The sequence below is a fragment of the Mycoplasmopsis arginini genome (assembly GCF_900660725.1).
GTDB lineage: Bacteria > Bacillota_I > Bacilli_A > Mycoplasmatales > Metamycoplasmataceae > Metamycoplasma > Metamycoplasma arginini.
In genome coordinates, this window is sequence record NZ_LR215044.1 from 578,839 (window position 1) to 601,798 (window position 22,960).

Genomic DNA, 22,960 nt, shown 5'->3' on the forward strand with positions numbered 1-22,960 from the left:
AAATCCTTACTAAAAGTCAATGTTTGAAACATACTTAGCATTTTCTTCAATAAAATCATGTCTTGGGTCAACTTCTTCACCCATTAATGTAGTAAACACACGATCACAAACTGCCATGTCATTAATTTGAACTTGTAACATTTTTCTTGTTTCAGGATTCATTGTTGTTTCTCATAGTTGTTCAGCATCCATTTCTCCAAGCCCTTTGTAACGTTGGATTGAAATATTTTTCTTGTCCTCTAATTTAGCTAAAATTTCTTCTTTTTGCAAATCATTATAAGCGTATTCAGTTACCTTTCCGGAAACTATTTTATATAAAGGGGGCATAGCAATATAAACAAAACCATATTCAATTAAAGGTTTTAAGTAACGGTAAAAGAATGTTAATAATAACGTTGAAATATGTGCACCATCGACATCGGCATCAGTCATAATAATAATTTTGTGATATTTTAATTTATTAATATTGAAATCTTCACCAATTCCAGTTCCTAAAGCATGAATAATTGTTTGAATTTCTTGGTTTGATAAAAACTTAACTTTATCATTCTTTTCAGCATTAATAACTTTACCTCTTAATGGTAAAATTGCTTGAATTGATCTATTTCTACCGCCTTTTGCTGAACCACCAGCAGAGTTACCTTCGACAATAAATAATTCACGTAGCTCGGCATTTTTTGAAGAGCAATCTGCCAATTTCCCAGGAAGTCCACTAAATTCCATTCCATCTTTTTTTCTTGATGCTTCTTTAGCCGCATTAGCAGCTAATCTTGCTCTTTGTGATTGTAAACATTTATTTATGATATTTTTTGCTACATTAGGATTTTCTGCTAAATATCTTTCCAATACTTCTGAAACAACTTTATTTGTTGCATAACGAGCATTAGCAGAACCAAATTTAGATTTAGTTTGACCATCGAAAACAGGATCACTATGTTTAATTGATATAACTGCAATTAAACCTTCTTTAGAGTCTTCTTTACTAATTTTTTCATTACCTTTTAATAATTTGTTTTCTTCTGCATATTTGTTAAAAATTCTAACAATTGAATCATAAAAACCATTTTCATGGGTTCCACCTTCTGTTGTTTGAATGTTATTTGCATAAGAAATAACTGTTGATTGATAAGCTTCATTATATTGAAATGCTACTTCTACTAGTATATCCACTCTTTTGGCTGGTTTGTTATTTATATCATCTTCATTTGGTTTATCAAAATCTGTAAAAGAACCTAATGCATAAATAACATCAGTGTTAATAGTCTTTTTACCTTTATTAAGTTCTTTAACATAATCGATAATTCCCCCATCAAAACAATAAGTTTTTTTAGTGTTCTTTGTTAAATCAGTTATGTTAAATTTTAAACCTTTATTTAAGTAGGCTACTTGTTTTATATGGTCACTAATAGTCCCAAAATCAAAAGCAATTTTATCCATAACAGTATAATCTGGATGAAACTTAATTCTTGTACCAGTTTCTTTTTCAGGAACTTCACTAATAACTTTTAAGGGTTCTTGAGGTTTACCACCATTTTCATATTTTTGGTAATGCAATTTTCCATTTCTTTTAACTCAAACTTCAAAAGAATCGCTTAACGCGTTAACAACGGATGCCCCAACACCGTGAAGACCGCCACTCACCTTATAATTACTTGAATCAAATTTACCACCAGCATGTAAAACAGTTAGAATGGTTTCAACAGCTGATTTTTGGGTTGATGGGTGAATATCAACAGGCATTCCTCTACCGTTGTCCTCAATTTCAATAAAGTTATCTGGATGTAAAGTTACACTAATTTCGGTAGCATAACCAGCCATAGCTTCATCGACTGAGTTATCAAGAATTTCTCAAATTAAATGGTGAATTCCTTTATATCCTGTTGAACCAATATACATCCCTGGTCTAACACGAACTGGGTCTAATCCTTCTAAAACTTGAATATCACTAGCAACATATTCTTTTTCTTCTGACATTATTTTCTCCTTAACTAGTAATATAATTGCATAGCAATTATATTTAACAATTATATCAAAAAAACATTAAAATTGGCTTATAAATAAGCCAATATAGATTTTATTTTTGAACCTAACTTTTTAATATTCAAAAAAGAAACCTTTATAGTACCTAATTTAAGTTTTTCTTTTTATTTTAAGTATAAAAATAAAAAGCACTAATTCAAGTGCCTTTTAGATTTAAAACATATTTGCTAGACTTGATGTGTCAATATCTTTTCTTTCTGATTCTGAAGCTTGGAATAAAGGTTGGTTATATGCGTTTATTTTTTTAGCTACAATATTTGTTCAGAATTGGTAAATTTCTGAGTTAAAGTTTCTAACAATTCCATTGTAGTTTCTAATTGTTGCATAAATTTCATCTTCTTGAATAGCAATTTCAGTTTGGAATTGTAAGAATGTTCTATCAGCTTTTAGATTTGGATATTGTTCAAATTGGAAATTTAAACCTGCTTGAATTGTGTTAAGTTTTTCGTTAAGTTTTTTAGTATCAGTTTCTTTATCTAAATCAACTAATTGTGAACGTAATTTCGCAATTTCAGTTTGAGTTTTATTCTCAAAGTTAGCGTATCCTTTAACAACATCCAATTGTTTTAAAAGAGTTGCTCCTCTTTTCTTTTCAGCAGCTTGAATTAAAGAAGAAGCTTCTTGAATTCTGTTCATTTTAGCTAATAAGTAATTTTTTCTAGCAATGGTTGCAAATCAGAAAATTCCTAATGTTAATATAAAGAATAGAATATATAAAAACTTTTCTCCTCCTGTTGGTTCGGGATGTTTAATTGTGTTATCAACATTCGGTTTAAAACCCTCTGATTGTTGAGGTGTTCTTGAATCAAATAACATTTTGTTCTCCTTTTATAATATTTACTTATTTTTAAAAATAAAATATACTTATATTTTAGTTTAATTAATAAATAAAGTTTAATTTTTTCTGAAAATATTAAAGATTTGTTGAATTTTGTTCTTGTCTATATTATCATTAACAAAAACAAAAAGTCCATCTTTATCGATTAATATTTTATGATCTACCGATTTTAAGAATGTGTTTTTAGACCCCTTAATTAAATGCATTAAGTATAGTAAATCATTTCTATTATTCTTTAAGAAATTAATATTATAGTCATATAAAGCATCTCCAGCTTCTTCCATAAATTTTAATTTATAGTGTGTTGAAGATTCGGATTCATTATCTTGATAAGATAAAAAGTTTTGATCTTGTTGTGTTGCTCAACCAGGTATAAAAATAATTCACTTATCTTCTGAAAAAGGATAAAATCTCTCAAAAGGAACATCAACTATTATACCCCTTGTATAAACATGATCTATTAAATCTTCTTTTCAATATGAAAACATTTTAGATTTAATAGCTATTGAACCTGAAGAGTCATTAACATCTTTTACTAACTCTGAATATGTAATACCAATATCTTTAGCAGGCTTTTGCGTCTTCATATTAAATTTTAATGAAGAACTTGCCTTATTCATTATTTCATACACGTTAAATTCATAATTTTTATTTGCTTGTTCAATTGATTTTTGTTCATCAAAAACATAATCAGATAAATATCTATCTCTTTTTTCATAATTTTCTGAAGCAATATTAGTATTTAAATATATCTGTGTCAAAGCTTTAAAAGTGGGTTGTAATACATTAAAAATTGTTTGTACCATATATGAGTAAACATCATCTATTGTTACAATTTTAGATAAATCAAAGGCTAAATTTATTCAGTTATGCGAAATTGAATAAGCCATAAAGTTTTCTTCAAATTTTCTAGATACATAAATATTATTTTTATATTTCCCAAAAATATATTTTTTACCTGAAAAGTACTTAGAATATTCAACAAAATTTTCTTGAGTTTTTACTTTAAAATAATCAATAAATCCTATTTTGTCATTATAACTAAAATTATAGTATTGATAAAACTCAGGGTTTTCAAGTAGGAATTCACCTTTCTTAATTGTTTTGTTATATTGTTTTAAAGTTAAATGATCAGCTGTTTCATTTAAAATTAAATCTGGACGATAATTTGTTGGAACGTTAATTGCATGTTTGGTATCCATAAATGGTGTGGGTTCGGTATGATATGCATGAACTGGTACTGTAGTTCAACCGTCTTTTGTTTTAACGGTAATATATCCAATTCCTTGTGTAACAACATCTTTTCAATATTCTTTTTTGTAAATTACATCATAATAAAATGAGTTTCTAATATTGTATTTCTCTATTGAATTAAATCCGTAAAAACCGGGAGATTCATAAAAGAAATCAAAATCCTTCGGGTCAATACCATAAACATTCTTAATATTCATTTCATTTAGAACTTTGTTTTTTCAATCAATTAATGAATATTGATTAAATAGCGTTCTTAAGGTTACATTATTCTCTGCAATTTTTTCTTTAATTACTTGTCTTTTTGCCGATTCGAATATTAAAAATGATTTAATTACTTTTTTATTATTTAAAAAGAATGATAAAAAGAATAATCCAATAATTAAAAAGAATAAAAAGAAAATTAATCCATTTGCAAATTTTCTTCCGCTAATTTTGTTTGCTCTTTTGCGTTCTTGAATTTCTGTTTCTATTGTTTTTATTTCTTCTACATTCTTATCAATAGATTTTAATGAATCTTCATTTCCGGAATAAATATATTTTTTAAAAATATTATCAACAGCTGGTTGAATATTGTTAACCAGTGGTTCATAAATATTTTGGGTTTGGTTTGTAAAAATTTTATTTCAATCGATTTGTTTAAATTCTTTTCTTTTATCTTGGTTTTGTGTTTCACTCATTTTTATCCCCTAAAATAAATCTTCTTTATCTTTGACTAAAGTAAATTTTCTTTTTTCTTTTAAATCTTCTTTATTGATTTTTTCTTCACTTAAATTTTTATCGTAAATTTCTTTGTCAAAAATGGCTTGATCTTGTTTTTGATTATTTATTATTAAATCACTTTGTTTTAAGAAAACATTATTATTATCATTATTTGTAAGTATTTCTTCATTCTTTATATCAAAATTAGAAGTATTTTCAATCTCTTGTGTTTCTATTTCAGCAAAATCCACATCATTTTCAATTTCTTTTTTAATTATTACTTCTTCCCTTGAATCTATCGAATTGAGTTCTATTTCTTGTGTACTGAAATCAGGCTCATCAGGAATAATATTAATTGATGTTTTAACAACTTCTTTTTTCTCTAGTGTTTCGTTTGTTTTGCTTAAATCAATAATATAGTTTTCTTGAGTTTCAACTATCTTAGTGTCATCGATAGTTATTGTTTCTTTTGTTGCATTTTCTTGTGCAAAGAAATCTTTCTTATCTAAATTAGCATTTAAATTTTCATTTTTTACTTCTTTTTTATTCTTATTTTTTTTATTGAATATCGATTTAAATTTATTATCGCTAATGAAGAACAAACATAAAATAATAACGATAAAAACAATTGAAATAATAAAGGAAAGAATAATACCAAACTTTCCACCAGGAAAAGCGTTAAGAACATAAATAAAAGAAAAAATAATTCCTGGCGTTCATTTATTTGGTAATCATAATGTTGATTCATTCTTATAATCTAAATATCATTTACCAAAAATAGCTTGAAATGCATTTTTATAACCGTATTGTTCAGGTTTAAATTTAGCATAATAAATTGCTGTGCCAAGTAGAGAAAGCGAAACCAAAAGTAGCGCGAGCCTTCAAAAACTAAAATGAAATACTCCAATTGAATAAGAACTTTTTAATTTAAAAATTTGTTTAATACCTATTAACAAAATAAAAACAAATATGACTATTGAAAACATTCCGAAAAATAAACCAAATGAGTAAGAATATAGAGTGGTTAATCCTTTGATATTTAAAAAAGAAATCACAAGGAAAAAGACAACTATAAAACTTATTATAGTTCAAATAAAAGGTTTGTCCTTTCAAAAAAAATACGCTTTTTTATTTTTTGTCTTTTTAGGTGTGTTTATTATTTCCTCTTTTGTTTTTTCTAATTCCTCAGCCATTTTTTTACCTTCTTAAACTTCGTATAAAGTGATAACAATCATTGGTTCTTTACTTAATACTTTGTAAATTTTTCTCTTGATGCTTTTTCTTAATCTTTCTTGAATATCTTTTAAATCAATATCTTTTGCTTCTTTTTGATTAAATTCTTTAGCAAATAAATCATTAGCAATATTGGTAATTGTTTCTTTATTATCCTTTGTAATAATTCCGTACGATGAAATATGAAGTTGGCCTATTGGTTTTTTAGTTTTAAAATCAATTAGTGTACTTAAGGCAATAACACCATCTCTTGACAAATTTTCTCTTTCATTGATAACTTCTTGAGAAATATCACCAATTCCAAAACCGTCAATAATTGTATCCCCCACAGTTTTAATTGAATGTTTTTGAGAAACTAATTCATTATTAACGAACTCTGCAACTTTTCCATTTTGTAAAACAATACATTTATTAAAATTCATACCAGCATCGCGAGCTATATATGAAGCTACAACTAAATATCTATATAGTCCCTGAATCGGAATAAAATATTTTGGTTTTAAAGTTTTTATAATATTGTAAATATCTTCTTTGGATGGATTGCATGAATAATATTGATCTGAACCTAATTCAATAAGATTTGCTGTATTTCTTGCTATTTCATCCAATGTTAAAGCATAATTTACTTCAAGACCATTAACTGGTGGGGCAATTACTATAACGGCATCATCTGGTCTTAATTTTAAGTAAACATCATTATTTGAGGCAATTCTTATAAATCTTAGGTAAAGTCTTTCTATAGCTCCTGTAACTAAAATTACTGCATTTTTTGTTTCGTTAGCAATCCGATAATCAATAAATTCAGGCAATTGTAAATCAGGACTAATTTTAGCAACCAAATTAATTAATTGTGAATAGTTTCTTCCGTATGTTACTACTGGACGGTTGTATCTTTTTGCTAAAACTAGTACTTCATGTGCAGTAATCATATCTTCATCATAAAGTCCTACAATAATTCTTTTATTATTTGGTGTCTCTTTAAATTTATATTCAATTTTTTTAGAAATTCATAATTTGTCGATACTTCTACCGGGGTAATTAGAACGACCTGAATCTAATAATAAAAGTTGCAATGGTTTATTGTTATTAATAATTTCTTTAATTTGATTTACGTCAGTTTTTCCGTAAGGACCTAAATCACCATCAACAAAGTTTGTCATAAAAAGAATATTACCTTCTTGATATTCAAAATTAAGACCTATTTGTCCAGGAAGTCCTCCAGCTAAATCAAATGGTGTAACTGTAACTCCGTTTAATGTTATTGGCATTCTTAAGGTGTTAACTTCATAATTTTCGTTGTCAATATTATACTTTGAAATTCTATCTAATAAAACGATGCGATTGAATGGACTTGTATAAATTTTAAGACCTGGAATCATCATTAATAATCATGGTATAGCTGAAAAAGATTCGTTTTTGACATCAGTAACGAAAACACCAACAATATCTTTTGCTCTTCTTTGTAAAAAATCATAATTACAAATTAAAGTATCAATCCCGTTATGAGAATTAATTGGCACCTTGGTTCCTGAGTTAATTACATAAAGTTTTTCATTAATTTCTAAAACATAAGCATTTTTCCCATTCTCATCTAAACCACCTAATGCAAAAAAGTTTATTTTATTCATTGTTCCTCCGAATTTATTATTTTTTGAAAAATTTAAGATTTTAATTAAAAATATTTTAACAACTTTTTTTATTTCTAAAAGAAATTAAAAAAATAAAGCAGCTAAACCGCTTTATTTGATTAAAAATTCTGCACTTATGTATGTATGATCACTTATTGTACTTGCTTTTTCCTTAGCTTCCAATCCTACGTTATGTTTTTTAAGTAATGCTTTAACTTTCTCGTCAGTTTTTACTTTATATAAATCAAATTTTTCAAATGATACAAGTTGGTAATTAGTTTTATAAAACATTTTATCATATGGTTGTGAATAATTATTTTTTCTTTTTGCAAGTGATGTGTTGTGCTCTTCAATATCTGAAAAAACAGATTTATATTTATTTTCCATTGTACTAAATGCTAAATCTTGTTTGCGCAATTTTATGTTTGTGTCACCGCCGAAAAATATGTTACTTTGTTCACCATCAATTGAATCAAAATAATCTAAAACATTAGCCAATTGTTTAGCTTCACGATATTCAAATGACCCCAAGCCTCTATAAGATTGTTCACCTATTTTTTCATTACTTTTTGATACGCCTGGTCCGTCAAAATGAGCAAACACAAAAGTTAGTTTTGTTTCAGGTTTTAACTTGTATTTAAATTTAACACCATACGGAGGTCTTGAGTATTGGGCGTTAGTATCGCCAAATTCGTCAGTAAATTTTTGAGTGTAGCTATAACCAATCTCCTTATTATCAAAAGCTTCGGCTTCCATTTTTTGATTATTGTAAATTACAGCAATATGTTCTGCAGTAAATTTTCCAAATTTTTCGCCTTTTAATTTCTTTGAAATTACATAAGAATAAAAGTTAGAGCTATTTAATTGATTTAACTCATCAACAAGAGTTTTAACACCTTCTTCTTTATCTACTTCAGTTAAACCTAAAACATCAAATTTTTCTTCATTTGCTAATAAAGCAATTCTCTTTGTTTTTTTATATTGCTTGTGACGGTCTCCAGTGAAATTTAATATATTTCAATGACCTCATTTAATTTTTGTTTCTTCGTTTTGTTGGGCAGTTTGATCTTCAGTTCCAGTTTCTGGGGTATCAGGTTGTGGTGCTGGGGTTTCAGGTTCAGTTCCAGCTCCTGGGTTTTCAGGTTTTGTATTTTGATTTTTAATTTTTTCTATTGTTTTAATAAATTTATCGTATTCTATATTTAATTTATCTAATAAAAGTTCATATGATTCATTTTCTGAATTAGTTTTTAATAAATTTTCTAAGTCTTCTGACATAGAATTCATAGTATTTTGAAATTTTTGGATTTCAACATTAATCATGGAGTTTGAATTATTTTCAAATTGGTGTAAATTATTATTAATTTCCAACATTCTATTTTCATATTTAACTTTGTATTCGGATGGTTGAGACTTTTCTAAATTACAGCTTGATGATATAAGTGGTAAGGGTAAGGTAGAAAGACCTATTCGCGATAATATAAGTATAATTTTTTTTGCTTTGTTAATGTTCAATTTGTTCATGTCTAATTCTATATTGTACACCCAAAAATAAAAAATTTGGCTATTTTCCCAGCAAAAATAACCCTATTTTTATTTGTTTTTAATTTAATAAGAAGAAAAGCAAAAAATTACTAGATTATAAAAATTTATAATTAAAATTTATGGCCTAGCTCAAATAATAAATTTTTTATTTCAGCAGCTTCTTCAAACCTTCAATTTTTAGCGGCTTCATCCATTTTTTTTATTAATTTTTTAATATAACCTTTATCTGCTTTAAATTTATTGTCTTTAGTAATTTTAGAATTTAATATCAAATCCAAGTCTATTTTTGGAATAGGTTTAATAATAGTTTGCGGAATAATATTATTATCTTGATTATATTTAATTTGGATCTTTCTTTTTGTCAAATTATCTTCTATAGTTTGTTTCATAGCTTCCGAGTAACTATCCGCAAAGAAAACTACTTTGCTATGATCATTTCTTGCTCCCCGGCCAACTATTTGAATTAATGATGTTTTATCACGATTCATTCCACCTAGATCAGCATCTAAAATAATAATCAAACTAACTTCAGGAAGATCAATCCCTTCTTTCAATAAGTTAATTCCAATAACAACATCGAATTTACCCGCCCTTAACCCCGTTAAAATTGCATTACGTTCAAAAACTTCTAATTCATGATGAATATAGGCTGATTTAATTTTTTTCTCTTTTAGAAAATTAGAAAATTCTTCAGCACTATTCTTAGTTGTAGTTAAAATAAGAGTTCTTTCTTGCTTTTTAATTTGTTCTTGAAGCATATCAAAGATTTTTGCCGATTGATTTTGTTTTGGTAAAATTTCAATTATTGGGTCAAGTAATCCCGTTGGGCGAATAATTTGTGTAATAACTTCACCGTTGGCATATTCTATTTCTCTTTCCTCGTTTGGAGTAGCTGATAAATAAATTTTAGGAAAATTATAATTAAAAAATTCCTCATATTTTAGTGGGCGATTATCTAAAGCAGAAGGTAATCTAAAGCCATAATCTACCAATGTTTTCTTTCTTGAATAATCGCCTTTATACATCGCTTCTAGTTGTGGTAACATTAAGTGACTTTCATCAATATAAATTACTGTATCTTTTGGTAAATAATCAAGCATTGTATATGGTTTTTCACCAGGTTTTCTTCGGTCTAGATAACGTGCATAATTTTCCATACCTTTTGTATAGCCGAATTCTTTTATTGAATCAATGTCATTAAAAATTCTTTGTTTTAATCTTTCATATTCCAAGGGTTTATCTTGCTCTTTAAAAAATTTAAGTTGATCATTTAAATCTTCTTCAATTTCATTGCAAACTGAACTAGCAAAATTTTTATCCATTATAAAGGTTGTACTTGGATATATTGTCATTTCATCAATTATTTCAATAACATCTTTTGTAACTCTATCAATAATTTTGATTGACTCAATTTCATCATCAAATAACTCAATTCTTATTAAACCATTAAATTTATAGCCAGGGCAAATAGTAACTACACTTCCATAACTTTGAAATTCACCAAAATTAATATCTGGTTGAATTCCTTTATTTAAATATAACATTTGAACTAAATTTGTTTTAATGGTTTTTAAATCAATTTTTTGACCGTTAAAAATTTTTAAAAAATGTTTCTTATATTCATTGGGGTTGAAAGCACCATATATTGCCGCCACAGAAGCAACAACTATTGTGTCATGATGATTCAATAGAGAATTAAGGGTTGAAATACGCATAGCTTCTATTTCATCATTAGTAGTTGATGATTTTTCAATATATAAATCTTGTCTAGGAATATATGATTCAGGGCGATAATAGTCAAAGTATGAAATAAAATATTCCACCTTATTTTCAGGAAATAATTCTTTTAATTCTTGATAAATTTGTGCTGCTAATGTTTTATTATGACTGATAACCAAAGCAGGTCTATTTGTTTCATTTATAACATTAGCTAAAGTAAATGTTTTACCAGAGCCAGTAACACCTAAAAGGACTTGATGTTGTTTATTTTTCTTCAATCCATCAACTAATTCTTTTATTGCTTTAGGCTGATCTCCTGAAGGTTTATACATCGAAACTAACTTAAAATTCTTCATTATTTAATTATATACCATTGAGTTTAAAAACATAAAAACTAGTTTTTATGGTAAAATATTAGGCAATTATGAAAACAACTAAAAAATTATTATTAACATTAACAGGTTTTGCTTTACCAGTTATTTCAGCATCGTTAGTAGTTTCCTGTGGTTCAAAAGAAACTTTAAATGAATTTGCTAAGGATTTTGTTTTAGGTGCTGCGGGTCGTGATAACTATAATAAAGATACAAAAACACTTGATTTAAGTAAAACAAATCTAGAAATTATTCCTGCTGGTGCTTTTTCAGCACAAGCACTACATGGTCTATTCTTAAATACAAGTGAACAAGCTAATGTGGCTCCTGAATTTGCTTATGCTCCTGGTATTTTTAATGTAAAGGAAAACAAAATTAACATTGATAAAATTATTCTTCCCGGAACATTGAAAGTAATTGAAAAAGGTGCTTTTGAAGGTTTAGGTCTAAAAGAAATTGAATTTGATATTTCTTCAAGTAATTTAACTAAAATTGAAGAAGATGCGTTTAAAGATAATAAATTAAAAACAATTGTTTTACCTAGTTCAATAACTGAAATAAAAGAAAGAGCTTTTTATAACAACCAAATTACTTCAATAAACCTTGAAGTAGCAACAAACCTAAAGAGATTAAGTGGTGGTGTATTAGCTAAAAATCAATTAACAAATATTAATCTAGTAAATATTAATACTATCGATCAATCAGCTTTAGCATTAAATAAATTTACTTCATTAGAATTACACCAAGATTTATCTAGAGTATCAGAAAGACTATTTTGATTTGTTGGAGAAGTTGAGGTAGTTAATGTAGTTAATTTAACAGTTCAAAATGCTGAATTAAAAACATTACTAAAAGAAGCCTTAACTAAAAACGAAAAGTTATATTATACAATTAATGATTAACCAACTTATGTTGGTTTTTTATTTTGTAAAAAAAATAAGCACTGGTTATATGCTTATTTTTCATCAATAATATACTCTGTGAAATTTGCTAAATCTTCCATTTTAAAAACGTGAAGTGATACTAAAGATTTTTTAAATCAAGGGATTGCTTTGATATGTTGAAGTGCTTTTGTAATTTGTAATAAATTATTAATTGAACGTGAAAAGTAAAAACTGTTTGATAATCAATGAAATCCATAATGTCTTAAAATGTCTCTAACGTCTTCATAGGCTTGCTTGTAATTTGCTTCGCCTTTGCCGTACTCCCTTATTAAGATTTCTTTTTTTAGATAAAAAACTAAACCATACATATCATTCTCCTTTTATATAAAAATTAATTTGCTTTTTATATTATACCATAATTATATTTAAGGTCTTAAACCATAAAATAAGGCTTTCTTAAGGAATTAAACTAAATTGGTCGTTTTAAATTAAATTAATTTAAAATAATAAATATATACTACAAAAACCAAAGAATTTATATGGCTGAAAAAACAACAAAAACAACAAAAACTAAAAAAGCTGGTATTGCTTTAAGAGAAAAAATTACCAAAGATTTTGAAAAAACAGGAACAATTAAAGCAAAAGATTTAAACAAACTTGTTCAAGAATATAAAGATTCTAAGAAAAAGTAAATATTAAAAAATTATTGAGGTTTTTGGCCCCAATATTTTTTTTATTTTAATCAATTAATTTTTTAGCTTCGGTTAAGTTAACACTAAAGAATGTGGTCACACCACGTTTTTGCATTGTAGCACCGTAAAGTTTATCAACTCTTTCCATTGTTCCTTGACGGTGGGTGATAACGATAAACTGAGTATTTTCTTTAAGGTTTTGTAAAAATTCAGCAAAACGAATAACATTTGCTTCATCTAAGGCTGCTTCTACTTCGTCTAAAATACATAATGGTAATGGTTTTGCCTTTAGTAAAGAGAATAATAATGAAATAGCTATTAAGGCTTTTTCACCACCTGAAAATAGTTTAAGGTTCTTAATTGATTTTCCAGGAGGCTGAGCCATGACATCAATACCACTTTCCAATAAATTATCTGGCTCGGTATATCTTATTTCTGCCATACCACCACCAAACATTTTTGAAAAGACAAATTTAAATTCTTGGTTAGCTAAGGTTACGGTGTTGGTAATTCTTTCAATAATGATTTTATCCATTTCACTAATAACTTCTTCAATTGTTACTTTTGCATCGATAATATCTTTTTCTTGTTTTTTAACTTCATTATATCTATCTTCAGTTTCTTTTAATTGAGTAATTGAGTCAAGGTTAACATGACCTAACTCTTTAATATCACTCTTTAAATCATTTACTAGTTTTCTTGCAACATCAAAATTAATTTCAGGATTGTAAAGTTCTTTTGCTGTTTCAAAAAGCATATTGTATTGTTCTGATAATCTTTGTTTTGCATAACTAATAGCTGCTTCTGCTGTTGCTTTTTCTGCTATTTGATTTGAATTTTCAGTAATTAAAATATTTAACTCGTTATTTGCACTACTTTGTTTAGAATTAGCATCAGCAAATTCTTTTTTAGCAACTTGTAATAACTCATTTTGTGAAGTTCTATTTGTTAAAAGTTCACTTCTTTCTAAAGCTAATTTTTGAATTTCATAAGCTATGTCAATTGTTTCTAATGAATCTAATTTTTCTTTTGAAATATTTTCGTATTGGATTCTTAATTCATCAAATTTGGTTAAATTTTCACCTAAAGATAATTCATGTTTTGTTAAGTCTAAACTTAAATTTGAAAATAGACTACCTAGTTTTTGAATTTCTTGATCTAATTCATTAACTATATTTTGCTTTTCAGAAATACTACTTAGTATTGCTGGCTTTATTGATTCCAGTTGTTTAATTTGTTCATCAAGACCAAATGTTGAAGTATGATCATTTTTTTGACCACCACTTAACACACCACCAACTCTAATTATGTCTCCTTCTAGGGTAACAACCATATATCTTTTTTCTAATAATAAAGATAATCTGTTGGCATTTTCAATCGTGTCAGTAACTAAAATATTTCCTAATAAAAATCTTTTTAAAATATCAAACTCACGAGCTGTTGAAACCAATTCCGAAGCAACTCCTAAAAATCCTTTTTGAGTTTGAGCAACAACGATATGTTGCTCTAAAACATATTTAGGATTGATTGATGCAAGAGGAATAAATGTTGCTCTTCCACCTCGATTGCTTTTTAAAAATTCAATGGCTTTAACTGCTGTATCTGAATTATCTACTACAATATGTTGTAACGCGTTTGAAAGAACTGTTTCAATTGCTAAACCATATTTTTCTTCAACACTAATAATTTCTGAAACTAAAGCTTTGTAACCTTTAAATAAACCAGCGTTTTCTACAATGTTTTTAGTTCCTTTTTGAAGGTTATTTTTACTGTATTTAATTTCTTCAATATAGTCTAATTTTGAGTTGATTTTTTGTAGTTTTTCTTTCTCTGAATCGAGATTTCTTTTGTGATCATTTTTTAAGGCTGATAAATCAGTCATTTTTTGATTGATTTCACTAATTTTTTCTTTTTGTTTTTTAATAAAATTTTTAGCTAAAATAATTTTGGTATTTAAATTATTTAACTCTTCTTTTAAAGCTTCTTGTTTTTGTTCACTATTAGATTCCAAGGTCCCGTTTATCAACATTTCTCTTTGTTTAGATTCTCTTGCTGATCTAATTTCCAAGTCAGAAATTTCTTTTGTTATTTCATCAATACGTGTTGATAAAGTGTTTATTGTATTATCTAAATTAAACATTAAATCATTTTTTTGTTTAACGATTTCAGAATACAATTTAATCTTAATTTCTAAATCTTCTTTCTTTTGTTTATAAATTAAAGAGTCAGAATTTAATACTTCTAATCTTTCAGAATGAGCCATAAAATCATGAACTAATAAAGAAACTTCTACTTCCTTTAGTTGTTCGCTCATTAATTTGTAAGCTTTTGCTTTTTCTGCTTGTTTTTGTAATGGTTTTATTTGCTTTTCTAATTCAGAAACCACAATAGCAATTTGTTCTAAGGCTTCCTGAGTTCTTTCTAATTTACGCATTGCTTCTTGTTTTTTTGAACGATACATTGATGTACCAGAAGCTTCTTCAAAAATTTCTCTACGTCTTTCAGGTGTTGCTTCAGCAATATCTGAAATAGTCCCTTGACCAATGATAGCTAGTGATGATTTGGAAATACCACTTTGCATAGCAATTTCTTTAATATCTTTTTGTCTTGCTACTTCACCATTAATGTAATATTCATTTGAACCCTTACCACGATTTAATACGCGTGAAATTGTAAAAAAATCATGAGGTATATTTGCTACTCGGTCACGATTATCAAATGTTAAAATAACTTCTGCTCTATTCATTTCCTTTTCCGTTTTAGAACCAGCAAAAATAACATCTTCCATGTTATCTCCACGTAATACTTTTGAACTAGTTTCTCCTAAAACTCAACGAATAGCATCATTTATGTTAGATTTTCCAGATCCATTAGGTCCGATAATAGCAACAACACCGCCATCAAACTTTAAAGTCACCTTATCAGCAAATGATTTAAAACCATGTGCTTCGACTTGAATTAATTTCATTATTGTCCTTTCTTTTTTAACCTTAAATAAAGTGTTATTAACATTATAATGATAAATTTAAAAAGTAAATTTAAAATTTTTATTTGTTTATTTTTTTGAAACGAGTTTTAATTAACCTTTTTTAGTTTAAAATAAAATTTTAATTTTGGTAAAATTTAAAAATGAACTTATTTTAAGAGGTATTAAAATGTCAAATAATAAAAAGTGAAAAAATAAGAAAATCAACATTAATAATTACCAAACTTTAGAAATTAGAAAAGAGAGAAAAACACTTTCTAATTCATGAAGAATTGCTCTTACAGGTTTGTTTCTAATTGCCATTCCTTCTTTTGTATTATTTATTTTACTTGGTAGAGATGGCTGAGCATTTAGCAACACAAAAAATTTAGGAAGATGAGATACTTTATTACCAATAGCATTTTTAATCGTGATTTTACAAACAGCAGTAGTATCACTATTAGTATTTAAATTTAAAGTTTTTGGACCTAATTCATTCATTTTTTTAGTTCCTTTTGCAATTGCTATGGCTTCATTTTTAGTATCATCAGGTATTGAAGATTGACCATATAGAGTTATGCCAGCTGTTGGTCTTGCCTTTTTATCATTACCATTACTATTATTAGTTAAACACATCGACAAAAAGAAAAAAGAAAAACAAAGAAAACTCTTTGAAGAAGAAGAAAGAACAAAAAAATCGTTACTAGACTAGTTTAGTTTAGTTTTTTTATTTTATAAATTTTTATATATAACGTAAAAAAATGAGGAATAGGAGAGAGTATATGTATAAAAAAATATCTTTAATTGACAAAGAAATAAGTGAAATAATTAATAATGAAGCAAAAAGACAAAGTGATCATATTGAATTAATCGCTTCAGAAAATTATGTATCAGAAGACGTAATTAATGCTGTTGGTTCATGTTTAACAAATAAATATGGCGAAGGATATCCTGGAAAAAGATATTATGGTGGTTGTGAATTTATTGACCAAGTCGAACTTTTGGCACAAGAAAGAGCAAAAAAACTTTTTAAAGTTAATTTTGCAAATGTTCAACCTTATTCTGGTTCAGTTGCTAATGCCGCAGTATATATGGCACTTTTAAAACCTGGCGATAGAGTTCTTGGGCTTTCATTAGATTCTGGCGGTCACTTAACACACGGTTATAAAATTTCTTTTAGTGGTATTTTTTATGAGTCATATTCTTATTCAGTTAATGAAGACGGAATTATTGACTTTGATGAATTATTAAAAATTGCTAAAAAAGTAAAACCTAAAATGTTAATTTGTGGCTACTCTGCTTATTCACAAATTGTTCATTTCGATAAGTTTAAAGAAATTGCAGATGAAGTTGGGGCTTATTTATTTGCTGATATTTCACATATCTCAGGTTTAATTATTGCCGGTTTACACCCTTCACCTGTTGGCTATGCTGATGTTATTATGACTACAACTCATAAGACATTAAGAGGTACAAGAGGGGCTATTATTTTAACCAACAACGAAGAATTGGCTAAAAAAATAGATAAAGCTGTTTTTCCTGGTTGTCAAGGAGGGGCTTTATTCCACCAAATTGCCGGAAAGGCGGTTTCATTTTTTGAGGCATTACAACCTGAATTTATTGATTATCAAAAACAACTATTAATAAACTCGAAAGTTTTTTGCCAAACTTTTATTAACAAAGGTGCAAAAGTTATATCAGGACTAACTGCAAATCATTTATTTATGATTGATGTTAAGACTACTTATGGTTTAACCGGAAAAGAGGCTTCAGCAATTTTACAAGAATGCAACATTACTGTAAATAAAAACTCAATACCTAATGACACAGAAAGTCCATTAGTGTCAAGCGGAATTCGTCTTGGATCAGCAGCAATGACATCTCGTGGTTTTGGTGAAGATGAATTTATTATTTTGGCTAATTTAATTGATAAGTTATTAAGAGACCCTTATAATGATTCATTAAAAATGATTATTAAAAAAGAAGTTTCTAAATTAACAAGTATGTTTCCAATTAAGAGAAATTACATAAAAAAATAATTGGGGGTGTTATGTCAATTGAAACATTAGAAACAAAAATTAAAAACTGAATTGAAACAATTGCTGGTGTTGTAGATTTTAAAGAACTAGATTCGAAAAATGGAATTAATTTTCCTAATTCAGGTCTTGTTGTTGAAAAAAGTGAAAAACATAAAAATGGTATTAATTTAACTATCGGTTTAATTATTATTGTTAACCTAAATGCAAAAATTATTGTCGAAGAAATATATCAAATCGTTAATTATCAATTAAAAAAAGAAAACTTAAAATTATCAAAACTATGTATTTATATTAAAGGAATTAAATAATGAGAAAAGTAAATGGTAAACAATGGCTGGAGGCTATGCTATCCGGTGCTTATAATTTGAGTAACAAACAAAATCTTATTAATGCTTTAAACGTTTTCCCAGTGCCAGATGGAGATACAGGTTCAAATATGGCTTCTACCATTTTATCCGCTGAGAAAGTAGAACTAAATAATGATTATAGTATTGCTAATGTTTCAAGCAAAATAGCACAAGGCTTATTATTTTCAGCTCGTGGAAATTCAGGAGTTATTTTAAGTCAAATTTTTAAGGGTTTTTCTGTTGCTTTTCAAAATAAGAATGAAATTAATTCTTATGATTTAGTTAAAGGTTTTGAAGAAGCTGCAAAATTTGCATATAAAGCTGTTTTAAAACCAATTGAGGGAACAATATTAACGGTTATTAGGCAAACAGCCGAAGGTTTAAAAGAAAACATTTTAATTGATAGTAATATTACTGAAGTTGCTAAAGTTGCTGTTGAATTAGCAAGAAAAAGTTGCGATAATACACCTAACTTATTGCCTGTTTTAAAAGAAGTTGAAGTAACTGATTCAGGTGGAGAAGGTCTTTATGCAGTATTAGAAGGAATTCTTGCATATTTTGAGGGCCAACCTGTTACTTTATTAGACAAACAAACTGAAGTTAATAAATTTATATCTGATACTGAAGTCTTTGATGGTGAATTTGGTTATTGCACAGAGTTTATTGTTGAATTAAAAAATAAAAAGAAATTTAATAAAGAAACTTTAATTGCTAAGCTCGAAAGGCACGGTGGTTCAATGGTGGTTGTGCAAGACGAATCTTTCTTAAAAGTTCATATTCATGCTGTTAGACCTGGTGATGTTTTAAATGTAGTAAATAATTTAGGTCAATTTATTAAAGTAAAAATTGAAAACATGACTCTTCAAGCAAATGACAGTAAGAAAAATAGCGATAATCACAAAAAAGAAGAAGAATGTTGTGACAATAATTCAGAATGCACACCAATGAAGAAATCAGCAATTATTTCATGTAACTCAGGTTCAGGAATTATTGAATTGTTAAAAGAAAATGGTGTGGCTTATATCGTTGAAGGTGGCCAGACAAATAACCCTTCAATTAATGATATTGTATCTGCAATTAATTCCGTTAAGGCTGAAACAATATTTATTTTTCCAAATAATAAAAATATTATTTTATCAGCCCAACAAGCTTCAACTATCGTTCAAGATAAAAAGATTATTGTGGTTCCTACCAAGTCACAAGCACAAACATTAAGCGTTTTATATAACTACAGTGAAGAAAATTCTGTTGCGGATAACCAACAATTAATGAATGACGCTTTACTTAATATTCATTATGGTGAAGTTTCTCCTTCAATTAAGACAACTAAATTAAATGGAATTAAAGTTAAAGCTGGCGATTTTATGGCTATTCAAGAAGGTAAATTAAAAGATACAGATTCAACATTTAACGGAGCAGCAATCAAATTACTTCACAACCTTATTAATAGTGAAACTCAAATTGTTACTATTTTTTATGGCCAAGATGTAGCTGAGGCTGATGTTAATGAGCTTCAAAACTATATTGAAATTAACTTTAATGTTTCCGTTGAAATTTACAATGGTGGACAAAACATTTACCCTTATCTAATTTCAGCTGAATAGGAGAGTTATTAAATGAAAAAAATTGTATTTGATGTCTTAAATAATGACAACGGTGCCAAACTAGCAATTTTAGGTGCTCTTGCTTTTAAATCAAAAAATAAAGATTATGAAATAGCATTAGTCGGAAATAAAGATTTAATCGAAAACGAATTAAATAACAATTCATTTAATTTAACCAAGAACGATTTTGTAATAGTAGATTCAAGAGAGTTAGCCCACATTGAAAACTCTCCTCGAGAAGTGTTAAAAAAACCTTCTTCTATGTTAGATGCTTTTAATTTTTTAAATAATGAAAATTATGACGCAATTTTAAGCAGTGGGGATAGTGGTTCTTTAATATCTTTAGCCACATTCAAAGTTAAACGATTACCTAATGTTTCACGTTCAGCATTTATGCCGATGTTACCAACTTTATTAGATAATCACCACGCCTTACTATTAGATGCTGGTGCTAATATTGACACTCCATTTGAATATCTAAACAACTGATCAATAGTTGCAAGCCAATATTACAAATTAATTTTTAATAAAGAAAATCCTTCTGTTGGTTTATTGAACGTTGGAGTAGAAGAATATAAGGGGAGTTCTAATATTAGAGAAGCATTTAATTTACTAAAAGAAAATAAATTTATTAATTTTTATGGCTTTATTGAGCCAAAGGACGCTATAGGTGGTAAGGTAGATATTATTTTAGCTGAAGGTCAAAGCGGAAATATTTTCTTAAAAACTTTAGAATCATCATTTTTAGGTTTTGGTAAATTATTAAAAAACATTGTTCATAAAAACCTCAAAACTAAAATTGGTGGTTTATTACTAAGGAAAGAATTAAAGAAATTTAAAGATAAATTTGATTATCGAAACGTTGGTGGGGCTTACATTATTGGTTTAGAAAAAATAGTTGTAAAAGCCCATGGGGGCTCAGATGAAATAGCCTTTGAAAATGCTTTAAATCAAATTAAATTTTTATTAGAAAAAGAAAACTTTATTGAGAACATATCTAAAAACTTGGAGGCCTTAAATAATGAAATTAAATAAAAAAGATCTATTATTTTGAAATCAATTATCAAACTTTTTAAGTCAGTTTTTTGATTTAATTAAATTACAGGATGAAGATAAATTTGTTTTTGTAACAGCATTTACACATAAATCTTTTTCTAATGAAAACAATAACTGTCCTCATAATGATTATTTAGAATTTATTGGTGATGGAGTTTTACAATTTATAGTTACCGATTGAATATTAGATAATCATCCTCAATGGGGGGCGAGGATCAGCTAGTAAATTAAGAAGCAGTGTTGTTGATAAAAAGAATTTAGCTAACATTGCTAAAAAAATTAGACTTTTTGAACATTTACGTTATTCAAAAACTGCATTTAATAATGGAATTAATGAAAAAACAATTTCGAATTTATACGAAGCTTTTTTAGGGGCTGTTTACTTAAGTTTTGGAATAGATGGCGCTTTTGAGTTTGCTAACAAAACTTTATTAGCATCATTTAAAACACAAAGCCAAAACTCACATTCACATCCTAAAAATGTTTTGCAAGAATACTTTCAACAATCAAGCAATAGTAAATTAGATTATATTACCGAACAGCTACCAAACAATAATTTTGGTTCTGCTGTGTTATTTGAAGGAAAAAAGTATGGGGAAGGAATAGGAAAATCAAAGAAGGAAGCCGAAACTAATGCAGCTATCGATGCTTTATCAAGGCTACAAAAATAATATGTCTTCTTCAAAAGATTTATTTATTAGTATTATTACAAATACTGGCTTATGAGGGGCTATCATTTCTACTTTAGTAATCACATTATTAGGTTTTATTTTATATAAAACAAAAGTTTTAAATGATGGCGCTTCTGGAGCAATTCAAAAATTAATAATTAATATTATTATTCCTTTTCTTTCATTTTTTTCTTTCATGAAAAATGCTGATAACTATGACATCAAAACATATGCAATAGTTTTTGGTCTTAGTGCAATTTACTATATTGTTTTAACTACAATTGCTATTTTATGAATTAAATTCTTACCGAAATTAGTTCCTAAGTCTGTTTTAAGAAGAGCAGAAAAAGAATACAATGAATATGAAAGTAATGTTGAGTTTGAAATAAAACAAATATGAAATAAAGATCTATATTTAGAAAAATTACAAAAGAAGCATTTAGTGACATGATTAATGTGTATTTATGGATCTAATATTTTATTTGCTACTCCAATTGTTTTAGGTGTTTATGGTCAAGGTGTTGAACTAGGATCACTAAATATTTGAAATATCTTATATTATATTGGGGGTTTTGGTCTTTCATTTTCATTAATTTCTGGTGTTAAATTTACTAAAAAAGAATTCAAATATACACTTAAAAAAGCTGTTTTAAATCCTGCTTTTATTGTTGTTTTAATCGCTATTTGTTTATGAGCTACGCAATACATTCCCAAGTGAGGAGCTACAATTAAAGAAATCAATACACAATTATTGACAAATGATAATGGACTACAAACCTTTGATAAAGTAGCAACATTCGGACCAAACTTTAGTAGTTTATATGGAATAACCAGTACAACAAATCCAAACATTATTCATTGATATGAATTTAATAAAGTTAAGAATGTTTGGGTTTCATATAATGGTAGCCCAACCGGTTGATTCGATTGAAATGTAACTATGCCATATTTAGCAAAACCTATTTCAATTCTTGCTGGTTTAATTAGTCCATTAATTTGAATCGTTATTGGAACGAGTTTAGCAAAAACAAATATTAAAGAAATGTTTAGAAATAAACAAAACTGATTATTCTTATTTTACAAATCAGGTTTAATGCCAACCCTTATTTTATTATTAGTAAGTTTCTTTGTTTATGAAAAACTTATTTCAGTTAATGTTGGTGCTATTTTGGTTATGGTTGGTTCAGTGCCTCCGGGAACTACTGTTGTTATTTATTCGCAACATTTCAAAAATAATGAAAATTACACCTCGCAAACAAGTAGTTTATCAACAATGACAAGTTTCTTATTTATTCCTTTATGGTTGGTAATTGGTCAACTTGTTTTAAACAAAATAGCAAATTAAAATTCACGCACGTTTAAGTGTGTGAATTTT

19 protein-coding genes and 1 pseudogene are annotated in these 22,960 nt (G+C 27.3%); 11 read left to right on the forward strand and 9 right to left on the reverse strand.

Features of this window, described 5'->3' with window-relative positions; genetic code table 4:
• Nucleotides 1-9 precede the first annotated feature (9 nt).
• The 7 genes from gyrB to uvrB form a co-directional block, all read right to left on the reverse strand.
• Entirely contained in the window at nucleotides 10-1,974 is a 1,965-nt protein-coding gene (gene gyrB, locus EXC38_RS02650) for a DNA topoisomerase (ATP-hydrolyzing) subunit B (RefSeq protein WP_129694713.1), read from the reverse strand.
• Between the two features lie 219 nt (nucleotides 1,975-2,193).
• Nucleotides 2,194-2,856 carry a LemA family protein gene (locus EXC38_RS02655; protein WP_004416610.1) on the reverse strand — a complete coding sequence of 221 codons (663 nt, stop codon included), beginning with the start codon at nucleotides 2,854-2,856 and terminating at the stop codon, nucleotides 2,194-2,196.
• 78 nt (nucleotides 2,857-2,934) lie between these two features.
• Nucleotides 2,935-4,809 (reverse strand): hypothetical protein, encoded by a 1,875-nt coding sequence (locus EXC38_RS02660; protein ID WP_129694714.1) that lies wholly within the window; start codon nucleotides 4,807-4,809, stop codon nucleotides 2,935-2,937.
• Nucleotides 4,810-4,818: 9 nt separating this feature from the next.
• Nucleotides 4,819-5,817, reverse strand: coding sequence for a hypothetical protein (locus EXC38_RS02665; RefSeq protein ID WP_223213798.1), 999 nt, complete (start codon nucleotides 5,815-5,817; stop codon nucleotides 4,819-4,821).
• A 219-nt stretch (nucleotides 5,818-6,036) separates the two neighbouring features.
• Nucleotides 6,037-7,692 carry a ribonuclease J gene (locus EXC38_RS02670; protein WP_060823392.1) on the reverse strand — a complete coding sequence of 552 codons (1,656 nt, stop codon included), beginning with the start codon at nucleotides 7,690-7,692 and terminating at the stop codon, nucleotides 6,037-6,039.
• Between the two features lie 111 nt (nucleotides 7,693-7,803).
• The gene (locus tag EXC38_RS02675) at nucleotides 7,804-9,216 is read right to left on the reverse strand and encodes an endonuclease/exonuclease/phosphatase family protein (RefSeq protein ID WP_129694716.1); all 1,413 of its coding nucleotides are present in this window, start codon (nucleotides 9,214-9,216) and stop codon (nucleotides 7,804-7,806) included.
• Nucleotides 9,217-9,347: 131 nt separating this feature from the next.
• Complete coding sequence (gene uvrB / locus EXC38_RS02680; protein WP_129694717.1) at nucleotides 9,348-11,312, reverse strand: excinuclease ABC subunit UvrB; 1,965 nt, start codon at nucleotides 11,310-11,312, stop codon at nucleotides 9,348-9,350.
• A gap of 68 nt (nucleotides 11,313-11,380) precedes the next feature.
• Between uvrB and EXC38_RS02685 the strand changes: the two genes are divergently transcribed.
• On the forward strand, nucleotides 11,381-12,229 hold the full coding sequence (locus EXC38_RS02685; protein WP_129694718.1) for a leucine-rich repeat domain-containing protein: 849 nt from the start codon (nucleotides 11,381-11,383) through the stop codon (nucleotides 12,227-12,229).
• Between the two features lie 53 nt (nucleotides 12,230-12,282).
• Here EXC38_RS02685 and EXC38_RS02690 read toward each other — a convergent pair whose 3' ends face one another.
• Nucleotides 12,283-12,579, reverse strand: a complete 297-nt coding sequence (locus tag EXC38_RS02690; protein WP_129694719.1) for a virulence protein — start codon at nucleotides 12,577-12,579, stop codon at nucleotides 12,283-12,285.
• Between the two features lie 171 nt (nucleotides 12,580-12,750).
• Here EXC38_RS02690 and EXC38_RS03490 point away from each other — a divergent pair, with 171 nt between their 5' ends.
• A complete protein-coding gene (locus tag EXC38_RS03490) occupies nucleotides 12,751-12,903 on the forward strand; it encodes a hypothetical protein (protein WP_004416590.1) in 153 nt (50 codons plus the stop codon).
• 46 nt (nucleotides 12,904-12,949) lie between these two features.
• On the opposite strand, the gene EXC38_RS02695 is transcribed toward EXC38_RS03490, so the two are convergent.
• A complete protein-coding gene (locus EXC38_RS02695) occupies nucleotides 12,950-15,871 on the reverse strand; it encodes an AAA family ATPase (RefSeq protein WP_129694720.1) in 2,922 nt (973 codons plus the stop codon).
• 187 nt (nucleotides 15,872-16,058) lie between these two features.
• On the opposite strand from EXC38_RS02695, the gene EXC38_RS02700 reads away from it, so the two are divergent.
• The 9 genes and pseudogenes from EXC38_RS02700 to EXC38_RS02730 all read left to right on the forward strand — a co-directional run bounded on the left by EXC38_RS02700 (nucleotide 16,059) and on the right by EXC38_RS02730 (nucleotide 22,930).
• On the forward strand, nucleotides 16,059-16,580 hold the full coding sequence (locus EXC38_RS02700; protein WP_181373682.1) for a hypothetical protein: 522 nt from the start codon (nucleotides 16,059-16,061) through the stop codon (nucleotides 16,578-16,580).
• Nucleotides 16,581-16,650: 70 nt separating this feature from the next.
• Nucleotides 16,651-17,907, forward strand: a complete 1,257-nt coding sequence (gene glyA, locus EXC38_RS02705) for a serine hydroxymethyltransferase (protein ID WP_004416581.1) — start codon at nucleotides 16,651-16,653, stop codon at nucleotides 17,905-17,907.
• An 11-nt stretch (nucleotides 17,908-17,918) separates the two neighbouring features.
• Nucleotides 17,919-18,215, forward strand: coding sequence for a hypothetical protein (locus tag EXC38_RS02710; protein ID WP_004416580.1), 297 nt, complete (start codon nucleotides 17,919-17,921; stop codon nucleotides 18,213-18,215).
• Nucleotides 18,215-19,858 carry a DAK2 domain-containing protein gene (locus tag EXC38_RS02715; RefSeq protein WP_129694721.1) on the forward strand — a complete coding sequence of 548 codons (1,644 nt, stop codon included), beginning with the start codon at nucleotides 18,215-18,217 and terminating at the stop codon, nucleotides 19,856-19,858. Before EXC38_RS02710 ends, EXC38_RS02715 begins: the two co-directional genes overlap by 1 nt.
• A gap of 12 nt (nucleotides 19,859-19,870) precedes the next feature.
• The gene (plsX, locus tag EXC38_RS02720; protein WP_129694722.1) at nucleotides 19,871-20,893 is read left to right on the forward strand and encodes a phosphate acyltransferase PlsX; all 1,023 of its coding nucleotides are present in this window, start codon (nucleotides 19,871-19,873) and stop codon (nucleotides 20,891-20,893) included.
• The gene (locus EXC38_RS03520; protein ID WP_223213156.1) at nucleotides 20,880-21,137 is read left to right on the forward strand and encodes a ribonuclease III family protein; all 258 of its coding nucleotides are present in this window, start codon (nucleotides 20,880-20,882) and stop codon (nucleotides 21,135-21,137) included. Before plsX ends, EXC38_RS03520 begins: the two co-directional genes overlap by 14 nt.
• 43 nt (nucleotides 21,138-21,180) lie before the next feature.
• Nucleotides 21,181-21,291 (forward strand): annotated as a pseudogene (locus EXC38_RS03650) (ribonuclease III); the annotation flags it as partial.
• Nucleotides 21,292-21,399: 108 nt separating this feature from the next.
• On the forward strand, nucleotides 21,400-21,585 hold the full coding sequence (locus tag EXC38_RS03565; RefSeq protein WP_235629181.1) for a putative dsRNA-binding protein: 186 nt from the start codon (nucleotides 21,400-21,402) through the stop codon (nucleotides 21,583-21,585).
• Nucleotides 21,548-22,930, forward strand: coding sequence for an AEC family transporter (locus EXC38_RS02730; RefSeq protein WP_129694723.1), 1,383 nt, complete (start codon nucleotides 21,548-21,550; stop codon nucleotides 22,928-22,930). The genes EXC38_RS03565 and EXC38_RS02730 overlap by 38 nt, the downstream gene beginning before the upstream one ends.
• Nucleotides 22,931-22,960: the final 30 nt, after the last annotated feature.